The organism is Paraburkholderia ultramafica (genome assembly GCF_902859915.1).
In the GTDB taxonomy this organism is placed as follows: Bacteria; Pseudomonadota; Gammaproteobacteria; order Burkholderiales; family Burkholderiaceae; genus Paraburkholderia; species Paraburkholderia ultramafica.
This window is the reverse complement of sequence record NZ_CADIKK010000012.1, coordinates 1-13,553: the sequence shown is the minus strand read 5'-3', so window position 1 is coordinate 13,553 and position 13,553 is coordinate 1. Positions and strand designations below refer to the sequence as shown.

General features: G+C 62.0%; 9 protein-coding genes. 4 read left to right on the top strand and 5 right to left on the bottom strand.

Going from position 1 to position 13,553, the window contains the following annotated elements; translation table 11 throughout:
• The first annotated feature begins 9 nt into the window (after window positions 1-9).
• Window positions 10-2,034 (top strand): capsular polysaccharide export protein, LipB/KpsS family, encoded by a 2,025-nt coding sequence (locus HV744_RS14210; RefSeq protein ID WP_246279042.1) that lies wholly within the window; start codon window positions 10-12, stop codon window positions 2,032-2,034.
• 153 nt (window positions 2,035-2,187) lie between these two features.
• Here the strand turns inward: HV744_RS14210 and cyoD are convergent, their stop codons facing one another.
• The 5 genes from cyoD to HV744_RS14185 all read right to left on the bottom strand — a co-directional run bounded on the left by cyoD (window position 2,188) and on the right by HV744_RS14185 (window position 7,938).
• Entirely contained in the window at window positions 2,188-2,520 is a 333-nt protein-coding gene (gene cyoD, locus HV744_RS14205) for a cytochrome o ubiquinol oxidase subunit IV (RefSeq protein ID WP_175150122.1), read from the bottom strand.
• Window positions 2,521-3,129, bottom strand: coding sequence for a cytochrome o ubiquinol oxidase subunit III (gene cyoC / locus HV744_RS14200; RefSeq protein WP_175150121.1), 609 nt, complete (start codon window positions 3,127-3,129; stop codon window positions 2,521-2,523). It lies immediately after the preceding gene.
• A complete protein-coding gene (gene cyoB, locus HV744_RS14195; RefSeq protein ID WP_175150120.1) occupies window positions 3,129-5,114 on the bottom strand; it encodes a cytochrome o ubiquinol oxidase subunit I in 1,986 nt (661 codons plus the stop codon). The genes cyoC and cyoB overlap by 1 nt, the downstream gene beginning before the upstream one ends.
• A 2-nt stretch (window positions 5,115-5,116) precedes the next feature.
• A complete protein-coding gene (gene cyoA / locus HV744_RS14190; protein ID WP_175150282.1) occupies window positions 5,117-6,010 on the bottom strand; it encodes a ubiquinol oxidase subunit II in 894 nt (297 codons plus the stop codon).
• 368 nt (window positions 6,011-6,378) lie between these two features.
• The gene (locus HV744_RS14185; protein WP_175150119.1) at window positions 6,379-7,938 is read right to left on the bottom strand and encodes an NADH-quinone oxidoreductase subunit M; all 1,560 of its coding nucleotides are present in this window, start codon (window positions 7,936-7,938) and stop codon (window positions 6,379-6,381) included.
• Between the two features lie 685 nt (window positions 7,939-8,623).
• On the opposite strand from HV744_RS14185, the gene HV744_RS14180 reads away from it, so the two are divergent.
• The 3 genes from HV744_RS14180 to HV744_RS14170 all read left to right on the top strand — a co-directional run bounded on the left by HV744_RS14180 (window position 8,624) and on the right by HV744_RS14170 (window position 13,306).
• Window positions 8,624-9,373 carry an ABC transporter ATP-binding protein gene (locus HV744_RS14180; protein ID WP_175150118.1) on the top strand — a complete coding sequence of 250 codons (750 nt, stop codon included), beginning with the start codon at window positions 8,624-8,626 and terminating at the stop codon, window positions 9,371-9,373.
• The gene (locus HV744_RS14175; protein ID WP_175150117.1) at window positions 9,363-11,933 is read left to right on the top strand and encodes an FtsX-like permease family protein; all 2,571 of its coding nucleotides are present in this window, start codon (window positions 9,363-9,365) and stop codon (window positions 11,931-11,933) included. The genes HV744_RS14180 and HV744_RS14175 overlap by 11 nt, the downstream gene beginning before the upstream one ends.
• A 302-nt stretch (window positions 11,934-12,235) precedes the next feature.
• Window positions 12,236-13,306, top strand: coding sequence for a lipocalin-like domain-containing protein (locus HV744_RS14170; RefSeq protein ID WP_246279041.1), 1,071 nt, complete (start codon window positions 12,236-12,238; stop codon window positions 13,304-13,306).
• The last annotated feature ends 247 nt before the right edge of the window (window positions 13,307-13,553 follow it).

Below are 13,553 nucleotides of genomic sequence, written 5' to 3'. Positions count from 1 at the left end.
AAAGCGCCCATGAGCCTCGCGATCGATCTGCGCAGCCTCACACGCGGCTCACGCACGCTAAGCGGGTTCCGCGAAAGTTCAGAACATCTGTGGATTGATCGGTGGCACGGGCGCGTCGCACTGCGCTTCGCTCGCGTATGCAGCAAGCGTGTGACTGCTGCGTGGCCCGGACCGGTTTGGTCACGCGGCCCTGCAGGCACGCCGTTGCTGTCGTGGCTCTGCGTGCCGGTTACCGATGCCAGCGCCGAGGCGTTTGCCACAGCACTCAATTCGGCGCTTGCCACTGCGCTCGAACATGACCGCAACATCAGCACTTCGCCCGAGGTAGACGTCGAGCGACTTATGCAGCGGTTCGCACGCAACCAGGCATCGACGCTGCGTCAATCGCAAACTGCCTGCCCCGCCGCATTGCTTGAAACCAAAAGCACAACGCGCGTCCTGCTGATCGACGAGCGCGCACGATCGAATGGGCTTGGCGCCATCCCAACACGCAACTCGCGGCAGGCCTTCACGCGAATGCTGCAAGCCGCGCGTAAGGCCCATCCGCAAGCCGAATTCTGGATCGCGCGATCGAATGACCCTGGCAGCGGGCACTGGCTTTCCGCATCGGTCGACGCCATGCCACCCGGCACCCGTCGTATCGCCGAACACGAATCATTGTGCGCCGCGCTGCATCATGTCGATCACGTCTATACGTTGGGCGCGTCGGAGGGCATGCACGCACTGCTTGCCAACGTGCCAGTGCACGTGTTCGGCGCGCCGTACTACGCCGGCTGGGGCTTGACCGATGACGATCTGCCCTTGCCGAACCGCACCGCCCGCCCCACGCTCGCCGTGTTATTCGACGTGGTGTTCCTGCGCTTCACCCGCTACCTGAATCCGGCCACGCACGCGCCCGGCACGCTCGACGATCTGCTCGACAGCATCGAGTTGCAGCAAGCAGTCCAACAACGCTTCGCCGATCTGCGACAGGTGGCGGCAATCCGCTTCCAGTGGTGGAAGCGCCCATTCGCGACGCCATACATCAGCGCCGGCGACACCGCACTACGCTGGACACACGAGCCGCAATCCGTGCAAGCACACGAATGCGCGGTACTGTGGGGCGCGCGCAGCGCGGACGGCCTTGCCCCCGAAGTGCGCCGCGTCAGAATCGAAGACGGCTTCTTTCATTCAACGGGCCTTGGCTCCGACATGATCGCTCCGCGCAGCCAGGTGATCGATCGCCGCGGCCTTTACTTCGACGCCAGCCAGCCGAGCGATCTCAGCGTGCTGCTCAACGACACCGAGTTCAGCGAAGCAGAGTTGGCTCGCGCGGCGGCGTTACGCAGCAAAGTTGTGCAACTCGGCGTCACCAAATACAACCTCGGCCGCCATCGCCCCGATTGGACCGCGCCTGCCGGCAAGCAGGTGGTACTGGTCCCCGGTCAGGTCGCCGACGATGCGTCGATTCGCCTGGGCACGCGCGCGATCGGCACCGCCGATGCGCTGCTGCGCGAAGTGCGCAGACTGCGTCCCGATTCATTCGTGGTCTACAAGCCACATCCCGATGTTCTTTCGGGCAATCGCAATGGCCTGATCGACGCGCAACAACTCGCGGATATCGTCGACACCGAAGCGGACCTGCTGTCGCTCGTCGACGCCGCGGACGAAGTCCACACGCTGTCGTCGCTCGCAGGCTTCGACGCGTTATTGCGCGGCAAGGCGGTCTTCACGTACGGGCTGCCGTTCTATGCCGGCTGGGGACTGACACATGACGCGCTCGCGCCGGTGCCATGGCGGCATCGCACGTTGACGCTGGACATGTTGTGCGCGGGCGTGCTGTTGCGCTACCCGCTCTATTTCGACTGGAACACGCGTCTTTTCACAACACCGGAGGCCGTAGTCGAACAGCTCGCGCCGCAAGCCGCACGGCCGCTCGAAAAGGTGCGCGGCAACCGGATGCGGCCACTACTCAAGGCAATTCGCTGGACTCGCAACGGACTCCTGCATGCGGCATGGCGCTTTCAGCAAAAGCTCACGCGTTGCTCGGAGTGAAATAAGAAAGTCTTCCCGCACGGCGAATGCGTGCGCGGCGCGAGCCGGAGACAATCACCACCACAGCCAATAAGACGCAAAAAAACACAAAAAAAAAGCCCCGCAAGATTTCCATCTTGCGGGGCTTTTTTCCAGCCTAAAGCGTTGTGCGCATTAGCGCGACATCATATTCATGCTGACGTTATGCATGACCCACAACGTGCCGCCGATCACGATCACAGCAGTCAGCGCCGTGAACGCGAACGCCGTCACATTCCAGCGCTGCGCCGACGACGTATTCATGTGCAGGAAGAACACCAGGTGCACGATGATCTGCACGAACGCGAGGCCCGCAATTGCGAACAGCGCGTTCTGGCCCGTCAACGTTCCGGTCATCACGAGGCCGAACGCCGCGACAGTCAGGATGACGGCGAGAACAAAACCCGTCATATAGCTGCCGAGGCTGCCGTGACCTTCACCCGAGTGTGCGTTATGGCTATGGTCCATTTAGATCACGCTCGCAAGATAGACAAAGGTGAAGACGCCGATCCACACGACGTCCAGAAAGTGCCAGAAAAGGCTCAGGCACGTCAGGCGAATCATGTCGCGTTCGGTCAGGTCGCGGTGACCCAACACCTGGACGGCAAGCACCACCATCCACAGCAGGCCGAACGTGACGTGCAGACCGTGCGTGCCGACCAGCGTGAAGAACGACGACAGGAACGCGCTGCGGCCCGGACCTGCGCCTTCGGCGATCAGGTGCGAGAACTCGCGCAGTTCCAGCACGAGGAACGCGAGACCCAGCAGGAACGTCACGCCGAGCCAGAAGAGCAATGCGCCCTTGCGGTTCTTGTGTGCGCCCAGCATCGCGAATCCGTAGGTGATACTGCTCAGCAGCAGCATCGTCGTCTCGAGCGCGACGCCCGGAATCTCGAACAGATCCTTACCGCTCGGACCGCCCGCAAACTGATGCTGCATCACCGCGAACACCGCGAACAGCGCCGCGAAGATGATGCAGTCGGTCATCAGGTACAGCCAGAAGCCGAATACCGAATGCGACGGCGGGTGATCTGCATCGTGGTGATGCGAGTCCGCCGTAAGAGTGTTGTTTGACATCAATCCACCTCCAACGCGACCTGCGCACGGGCGCCGGAGCGTTTTTCTTCAATCGCCGCGACCGTGGCGGCCGGGATGTAATAGCCTTCGTTCTTCTGGAAGCTGTAGACGATCACGGTGCCGATCGCGCCGACCAGGCCGACGATCGCCAGCCACCAGATGTGCCACACAGCGGCAAAACCGAGCACCAGTGAGAACAGACCCACCAGCAGACCCGCGGACGTGTTCGACGGCATGTGAATGTCGCGATACACCGGTTTCGCCTGCTTGCCTTGCGACTTCATGTCGGCGAACGCGTCCAGCTTGTGCACCGTCGGGATGATCGCGAAGTTGTACACCGGCGGCGGCGAACTCGTTGCCCATTCCAGCGTGTGGCCATTCCACGGATCGCCCGAGAAGTCACGGTTTTCCGGCAAATTGCGGTCGCGGATACTCACGTACAACTGCAACACCTGGCAAGCAATGCCGATAGCGATCAAAACCGCGCCGAACACAGCGAAGACCAGCCACGGATGCCAATCCGGATTGTCATAGTGATTCAGACGGCGCGTCATGCCCATGAAGCCCAGCACGTACAGCGGCGTGAACGCAACCCAGAAGCCGATCTGCCAGAACCAGAACGCTGCCTTGCCCAACTTCTCGTTCAGCTTGAAGCCGAACGCCTTCGGGAACCAGTAGTTGAAACCGGCCAGATACCCGAACACCACGCCACCAATAATCACGTTGTGGAAGTGAGCGATCAGGAACAGGCTGTTGTGCAGCATGAAGTCCGCGCCCGGAATCGCCAACATCACACCGGTCATACCGCCGATCGTGAAGGTGACCATGAAACCGATGGTCCACAGAATAGGCGTCGTGAATTCCAGACGGCCCTTGTAGATCGTGAACAGCCAGTTGAACACTTTCACACCGGTCGGAATCGCAATCACCATCGTTGCAATACCGAAGAACGCATTGACGTCCGCACCCGAGCCCATTGTGAAGAAGTGGTGCAGCCAAACGAGGAACGACAGCACCATGATCGCGCAGGTCGCCCACACCATCGTCTTGTAGCCGAACAGCGGCTTCTTCGCGTAGGTCGCCACGACTTCCGAGAAAATACCGAACGCCGGCAGGATCAGGATGTACACCTCGGGGTGACCCCAGGCCCAGATCAGGTTCAGGTACAGCATGGCGTTGCCGCCGGCATCGTTCGTGAAGAAGTGCATGCCGAGGTAGCGGTCCAGACCCAGCAGCGCGAGCGTGACGGTCAGGATCGGGAACGACGCCATGATCAGCACGTTCGTGCACAGCGCGGTCCACGTGAACACCGGCATCTTCATGAACGTCATGCCCGGCGCGCGCATCTTCACGATGGTCGCGAAGAAGTTCACGCCCGTCAGCAAGGTGCCGACACCGGAGAGCTGCAGACTCCACAGGTAATAGTCGACCCCGACACCCGGACTGAACTGCAATTCGGACAGCGGCGGGTAAGCCAGCCAGCCGGTCTGCGCGAATTCACCGATCACCAGCGAGATGTTGATCAGGATCACGCTGACAGCCGTCATCCAGAAGCTCAGCGAGTTGATGAACGGGAAAGCCACGTCGCGCGCACCGATCTGCAACGGCACAATCAGGTTCATCAGGCCGACCATGAACACCATCGCCATGAAGAAAATCATGATGACGCCGTGCGCGGTAAATATCTGGTCGTAATGATGCGGCGGCAGAAAACCGGGCGCGTTATACGACAGCGCAAGCTGGGTACGCATCATGATCGCGTCCGCGAAGCCGCGGAACAGCATGACCAGCGCAAGCACGATGTACATCACGCCAATCTTCTTGTGGTCGACCGACGTGAGCCACTCGGTCCACAGGTAACGCCACTTGCCAAAATAGGTGATCAGACCCAGGACCAGCGCACCGCCAATAGCGATGCCCGCGGCCGTCACCATGATGATCGGCTCGTGGTACGGAATCGAGTCTAGTGAGAGTTTTCCGAACATGCTTATCCCTTCGGCCCGCAGTTGGCATCCTTCATGTTGTCCATGACGTTGCCGTTGTTATATCGGGCGATGATGTTGTGAAAGAGCTTCGGATCAACCGTCGAGAAGTAGCGCACTGGATCCTTCTCGCTAGGCTCCGATACCGCGTGGTAACGGTCCATGCTGAGCGTGTCCGACGACGCGCGCACTTTCGCAACCCATGCGTTGAACTCTTCCGGCGACTTGGCGAGCGTACGGAACTTCATGTCCGAGAAGCCCTTGCCGCTGAAGTTGGCCGAGGTACCGGCGTAGTCGCCGGCTTCGTCCGCGATCAGATGCAGACGCGTTTGCATGCCTGCCATCGCGTAGATCTGGCCGCCGAGCTGCGGGATGAAGAACGAGTTCATCACCGTGTCGGAGGTGATCAGGAAGTTCACCGGCGTGCCGACCGGGATCGCCAGCTGGTTCACCGACGCAATACCGAGGTCGGGATAAATGAACAGCCACTTCCAGTCGAGCGCGACGACTTCGACGTTGATCGGCTTGACCTGCGACTCGAGCGGACGATACGGATCGAGCTCATGCGTGCTCTTCCACGTCAACACGGCCAGGAACAGAATGATCAGCGTCGGAATCGTCCAGACGGCGATTTCGATACCGGTCGAGTGAACCCACTTCGGACGGTATTCAGCGCTTTTGTTCGACGCGCGATAACGCCATGCGAACAGCAGCGTCAGCGCAATCACCGGAACGACCACGATCAGCATGGCCCAGACAGACGTGGCAATCAGATCACGTTCCGCCAGTCCCACACTCCCCTTCGGATTCAAGATATCGAGGTTGCTGCAACCCGAGAGCAACAACGCGAGGCCGGCGGAAAGGAAACTTATCGACCCTCGCAGAGTCCTTCCTTTCATATCCATTGCCTCTTCTTTACGACTTCAACGAACGTCATTCGACGGCTCTCCTTTAATAAGCGCTCGCATAGTAGGGGCACGCCAGACGACGATAAACCCTCGATTTTGCAAAGATCTATTGCGTCGCAACGTGTGCGACACGTTGCCGCACACGTTGCGCGCAAGCGGCGGTTTGCAATGCTCTATTGCAAAGCAATTAAAACTTGACGCATCACAAAAGTCCCTTAAAAAAGCGCTAAAACGCGGCATGACCTGGATCGTTACGCCGCTCAAGATGCTTGCAAGGAATTGAAGTCGATGCGTGAAGACGCGTGAGCAAAGCAGCATTCGTGAACGCGCATGCTGCATTTGCACCACACTTTCCGCATTCAGCCCGGCGTGCGGACCGCGGCAGCGAGCGGGGCGGGCGCCGCTGCCTGAAGATGCCCGCCACCGTCAGCCGGCGCCGAGTCGTCCGAAGGATGAGCCGAGCGCTCCGATTGAGCGAGCAGCGTGCCGACCGACGGATCGATCGCATCGGTGAACGGCTTCGGATTGATGCCGATCGCGAGCACCAGCAACGCCATCGCGCCGAGCAGCGCGAATTCGCGCTTGCCGAGATCCTTCAGTTTAGCGACGCGCGCATTGGCGATCGCACCGAAGATCACGCGCTTGTACAACCACAGCGTGTAGGCCGCGCTCAGGATCAACGTCGAAGCGGCGATTGCGCCGATCCAGAAGTTGAAGCGGATCGCGCCCATCAGCACCATGAACTCGCCGACAAAACCCGACGTGCCCGGTAGGCCGATATTGGCCATCGAGAACAGCATCACGAACGCGGCGAAGCGCGGCATCGTATTGGCGACGCCGCCGTACTCGGCGATCGACGCGGTCTTCGTGCGGTCGTAGAGCATGCCCGTGCACAGCAGCATCGCGCCGGACACCACGCCGTACGACAGCATCTGCACGATCGCGCCGGCCTGGCCGATGCGGTTGAAGACGAACAGACCCAGCGTCACGAGGCCCATGTGCGCCACCGTCGAATACGCGAGCAGGCGGCGCATGTCGGTTTGCACGAGCGCCAGCAGGCTCGAATAGATCACCGCGATCAGCGACAGCGTGATCATCATCGGCGCGAAGAAGTGGCTCGCTTGCGGGGCGATCGGCAACGCGAAACGCAGCAGACCGTAGCCGCCCAGCTTCAGCATGCCGATCATCACGGCGGCGCCGGTCGGGCCGTCGAGGTGGACGTCGGGCAGCCACGTATGCAGCGGCCACATCGGCACCTTCACGCCGAACGCAGCGAGGAAGCCGAGGAAGATCAGAACCTGCGGCAGCGTGCCGAGGTGCGTTTCACGCCACAGCGCGAGGTCGAAGCTGTGCGTCTGGCTATACAGGTACAGCATCGACATCAGCATCATCAGCGAGCCGAGGAACGACACGAAGAAGAATTTGACCGCGGCGTACGAGCGGTTCGAGTGTCCCCACGTGCCGATCAGCAGATACAGCGGAATCAGCGTCGCTTCGAACGAAATGAAGAACAGCATGCCGTCGAGCGACGTGAAGACACCCTGCATGAAGCCCGACAACATCAGGAACGCGCCGAAGTACTGCGCGGTGCGCTCGGTAATCGATTCCCACGACGCGACCACGATGATGATCGTGGTGAGCGCGGTCAGCGCGACGAGCCAAAGCGAAATCCCGTCCACCCCCACATGCCATGCGATATCGAACGTCGGCGACCAGCGAACGTTTTCGACGAACTGCATCGACGTGACGTCGTTGCGGAAATTCGCGACCAGCGGAATCACCGGCAGGAAGCCTGCAACCGCGCCGGTCAGCGCGAGCCAACGGGTGCGACTACGCGCCGCGTCAGATCCGCCACGCAAAACGACGAGCCCGGCGACAATAGGGATCCAGATGAGAAGGCTAAGAAGAGGCAATGGCATGTGCTCTGTCAAAAACTTGAAGTACAAAACGCCGCTTCAATGCCTTCAAAACAGAAGGCATTGAAATGGATATGTAAGCCGGATTTCGCTGAAATTGACGTGCAAGCGGTGGTCCCCGCTACACGTTTACCCGCAGTCGAATGATCAAGGGTGGGAGATTACCAAGATAAGAATACTTTTGCAGCGCAACATCGCTGCAACGCGCTCGACAATATATTGTTGCCGCACACAAGCTTGCGGAACGCATAAAAATGTGCATTTGCACAAACTCATTTGCGCTCAATATATGCAAGCAATTTTACAAACAGAAGATAACAATTGGCCGCGAATTAGCGACCGTTGCGTGAGCGGTTCCGTCCACGCTTCGCGCTCGAATAGATCATGCGGGCGCAGGCGCTCCGCTGAACGCCGATTTCGGGCCGCAGGCAAGAATTTCGTCCGTTTGCGAACAGAAAATTTTTTTGGTCCGGCACTCTAAATTAGCGGTGGCGGCCGCCTGAAAAAGGCTGCTTTATTCAGCTGCCAGATTGCCCGGTTCACGGCCACGCGACGCGCGCCGCTTCCGCGCGCCTTACAGAAGCCGAATATACTTCGGCGGTTCGCCGGCGGACTTGCACGCGACAGAGCACACTCAATCCGTCTGCCCGGACACCGCCCAACGCCCGCCAAACTTTTCGGATACCGCATGGCGCTTCGTGACGAAGTTGTCGTTCCCGCACTCGAATGCCGTGGGCTGAGCAAGCAGTACGGCGCGGGCCGCATCGTGCTCGCGCAGCTCGACTTCACACTCGGGCCGGGTGAATTCGTCGCGATCATGGGCGACTCGGGCGTCGGCAAATCGACGCTGCTCAATCTGATCGCCGGCCTCGACAGCGCGGATAGCGGCGACGTGATCATCGACGGCAGCGCCGTCGCGCGGCTGGACGACAATGCGGCGACGCGTCTGCGCCGGCGCAAACTCGGCTTCGTCTTCCAGGCTTTTCACGTGCTGCCTCATCTGACGCTCGCGCAGAACGTGGCGCTGCCGCTGCTGCTCAACGATCTGCCCACTTTCGGCGCGCTCGACATGCTCGCGGCGGTCGGCCTCAGCGGCCGCGGCGATGACTTTCCGCGGCAACTCTCGGGTGGCGAACTGCAGCGCGTCGCGATTGCGCGAGCGCTCGTGCATCGTCCCAAACTGATTCTCGCCGACGAACCCACGGGCAACCTCGACCCCGCTACCGCACACGACGTTCTCGGCCTGTTTCGCGCGCAGAGCAAGGCAACCGGCGCGGCCACGATCCTGGTGACGCACTCGGAAGCCGCGGCGGCCGTTGCCGACCGCATCCTGATTCTGAGCGACGGCGGTTTGCACGAGCCCTCCGTCGAGCGCGCGCTTTCCGGCCAGCATCTCGCGCGCGGATCCCCCGCACGCTCAGCCGACGATGCGCGCTGATTTCCGCCCACTGCTACGCACGCGGGGACATCGCGTGCTCGCGCGCTGGCTGCTGGGCTCCGAATGGCGCAGTCATCGTGGACGCGCACTGGTTGCCATCGCGACGATTGCACTCGGCGTCGCGCTCGGTTACGCGGTGCAATTGATCAACAGCGCGGCCTTCAACGAATTCTCGGCGGCGGCCCGCAGTCTCTCCGGCGAAGCCGACCTGCAAGTGCGCGGCGCACAGCCCTGGTTCGGCGAGTCCATCTATCCACGTCTGTCGACTGAAGCTGGTGTGGCGTTGACCAGCCCCGTGCTCGCACTCGACGTCAGCGTGCCGGGCCAGAACGCCGCGCTGCCGGTTCTCGGCATCGACGTGTTCAAGGCAAGCAGGATTGCGCCCGATCTGATGGGCGTGCCGTCGCCGGACCGTCCGTTCGATACGCTCGCGTCCGATACGGTGTTTCTCTCGTCGGCTGCCCAGCAATGGCTGAACGTAAAAACCGGCGACGACGTGGCGCTGCAAAGCGGCACGTCGATCGTCCGTTTGCGCGTCGCGGGCGGCCTCGTGAGGACCCGCCCGGGTCAGCGGCTCGCGGTGATGGATATCGCCGCCGCTCAGTGGAAGTTCGGCAAGGTGGGCAAGCTCTCGCGCATCGACGTGCAGCTCGAGCGCGGCGTCGACCGGGAACGCTTCAAGCGCGATCTGCAAGCGCGGCTTGGCAATCAGTGGGTGGTCGCCGAAACGCGCGACGCCGAAAGCCGCACCGATCGTCTGTCGCGCGCCTATCGGATCAACATGAATGTGCTCGCGCTGGTCGCGCTCTTCACCGGCGCGTTCCTGGTATTTTCGACCCAGGCGCTGGGGGTCGTGAGGCGTCGCGCGCAGTTCGCGATGCTGCGCGTGCTCGGACTGACGCGCGGCCAGCTGTTGCGTCAGATCCTGCTGGAAGGCGCGCTGCTGGGGCTGCTCGGCTCGCTGTCCGGGCTCGCGCTGGGTTATGCGATGGCACGCGGCGCGCTGCACTTTTTCGGCAGCGACCTGGGCGGTGGCTACTTTCCCGGCGTGCAACCGCAGGTCGGTTTCGAACCGCTGGCTAGCGCATTGTTTCTGACGCTCGGCATCGCGGTGTCGGTCTTGGGCAGCCTTGCGCCCGCGCTGGAAGCGGCACGCGCAAGACCCGCGACGGCGCTCAAGGCAGGCGCCGAAGAAGGCGCGCTGGCTCGGCTCGCCACGCCCTGGCCCGCTTTGATTTGCCTGCTGGCCGCGGCTGCTCTCACACAGTTACCGCCGTGGTTCGACGCGCCGATTGCCGGCTATGCCGCCGTCGCGCTGCTGCTGGTCGGCGGGATCGCGCTGATGCCGCGTGTGACTGCGCTGATATTCGGCGCGGCAAGCCGTGCGTTCGCCGCGCGACGCCACGCGGGCGCAGCCAGTACGCTCGCGTTGGCGCGCCTCGCGAATGCGCCGGGCCACGCGTCGATCGCAATGGGCGGCGTGTTGTCGAGCTTCGCGCTGATCGTCGCGATGGCGATCATGGTGGCCAGCTTCCGCGTGTCCGTCGAAGACTGGCTGGTTCATCTGCTCTACGCCGATCTGTACGTACGGGTGGCACCGAACGGCGATACCGGTGGCTTGCGGCCCGGCGAGCAAAGCCTGCTGGCAGCCGTGCCCGGCATCAAGAACGCCGCGCTTGCCCGCACGTCGCGTCTCACGCTCGATCCCGCGCGGCCGGACGTTGCCGTGCTGGCGCGTGAAATTGACGCTGCCGATCCGGGTGCGAAACTGCAGATGACTGGCACGGTACTGTCGCCCTCCGAGCTTCGTAGCAACGAAACACCTGTTTGGGTATCCGAAGCAATGATCGATCTGTATGGATACAGGCTTGGTCAGCGTGTGCAGTTGCCGCTTGGCGACAACGGCCATGTGTTCGTCGTGGCCGGCGTGTGGCGCGATTACGTGCGGCAGAGCGGCGCGATCCAGATACGGCTCGCCGACTACCGGCGCCTGACCGCCGACACGAGCGCGACCGATGTCGCCATTACCATTCAGCCGGGGACGCGCGTTGAAAGTGTGATTGCCGGGCTGCGTGCACTGCCCTTCGGCGCGTCGCTGGACCTGTCGCAACCGGGCGAGATTCGCGCGCGTACGCTGGTGATCTTCGATCGGAGTTTTGCGGTGACTTATCTTCTCGAGGCGGTCGCTATCGTGATCGGCTTGTTCGGCGTCGCGGCGACGTTTTCTGCGCAGACACTCGCGCGGGCCCGCGAGTTCGGCATGCTGCGGCACGTCGGTGTGACCCGCACGCAGGTTCTCGCGATCCTTGCGCTCGAAGGTGGCATGCTCACGGCTTGCGGCATCGCGATGGGCTTCCTGCTCGGATTTGCGATCAGCCTGATTCTCGTGTTCGTCGTCAATCCGCAGTCGTTTCATTGGAGCATGTCGCTGCACGTGCCATGGACGGTGCTCGGTACGGTCGCGCTGGTGATGCTGGCGTCGTCGTGCTCGACGGCGGTGATCGCGGGACGCGGCGCGGTGTCGGTGGATGCGGTGCGCGCGGTGAAGGAGGATTGGTGATGTGGCATTGGTCGCGTGAGTTGGCTGATTTGGCTGATGAGTCGATGCGCAACGCGATAGCGTGCTTTGATGCGGCCCGCGGATCTTGCGTCACGCTGCATCGACTCGCGCCTCGGGTTGCGCTCGCAGTGCGGAAGATAAGCGCCGCTTACGTTAAGGCGGTCCCGCCGCGCGAGCTGCCGTGCGAGTCGACAACCGCTTTCGCGTGCATGACGAGTTTGTGGCGATCGCGCCCTCGCCTTCGCGGCGTGACAAGTCTGGGGCGATTCCGCCCTCGCCTTCGCTGCCTGCTTTGCGTCGGCATGCTCGCTGCGTCGTCCGGATTCGCCGCGCCTGCCGAATTCGCAGCGGTCACGCCAGACCACCCGATCGCGCTGCCGCAGGACAGTGGCGCGCACGCGGCATTTCGCACCGAGTGGTGGTATGCGACGGGGTGGCTCACGACACCGGACAATCAACCGCTTGGCTTTCAGATCACTTTTTTCCGCTCGGCAACGGGTCACGACGCCGCCGATCCGAGTGCTTTCGCGCCTTCGCAATTGATCATTGCACATGCCGCGTTAAGCGATCCTGCTCTCGGGCACCTCGCTCATGATCAGCGCATTGCCCGTCAAGGTTTCGGGCTCGTTTATGCGCGGCCGTCCACTACTGACGTCAAGCTCGACGCATGGAAAATCATTCGCGCTGCGGACGGTCACTACGACGTCAATGTCGATGCGAACGGATTCTCGCTGCATCTCACGCTGACGCCGACGCAAGCGCCGCTGATCCAGGGCGAACGCGGCTATTCGCGCAAAGGTCCGCGGCCGGAACAGGCGAGCTATTACTACAGCGAGCCGCAATTACGCGTGACTGGCAGCGTGGTACGTCCGAACGCTGTGGGGAGTTCATCGCACGGCGAGACTGCGGTGACTGGTATGGCCTGGCTGGATCACGAGTGGTCGAGCACGCTGCTCGACACCAATGCGGTCGGATGGGACTGGCTGGGCGCCAACCTCACTGACGGCTCGGCCCTGATGGCGTTCAAGGTGCGTAGCCGCGATGGACACGCGATGTGGGCACATGCCGCCCTTCGCAACACCGCTGGCCGGGTGATGACGTTCGGCCCCGATCAGGTCGACTTTACGCCGGTTCGCACATGGCGCTCGCCGCGCACTAACACTTCGTATCCTGTCTCGATGACCGTTAAGACGGGCGCGCTGATGTGGCAACTCGATCCGCTGATGGACGATCAGGAGCTCGATTCACGGCAATCAACCGGCGCGGTGTACTGGGAGGGTGCGGTGCGGGTGAGTCGCGAAGGTGCGGAGGTGGGACGGGGTTATCTGGAGCTGACCGGTTACGCGAACGCGTTGCGGGTCGGGAAGAACTGAAGACCGGAGGAGGAACCGTGAGAGGCGCTTTCACGGCCGCTTTCTGTTTTTCGGGGAATGTGGGCGCGGCAACCGGCACGCGAATCGCATGTACGCGTGAAATGAGATGTGCGCGGTTCTCATGCACGCGTAAACGGCAAAAACCCCACCGGGTCAGGTGGGGTTTGTGCTTGCTGCTGGGGAGCCTGACGATTACCTACTTTCACACGGGCAATCCGCACTATCATCGGCGTGGAGTCGTTTCACG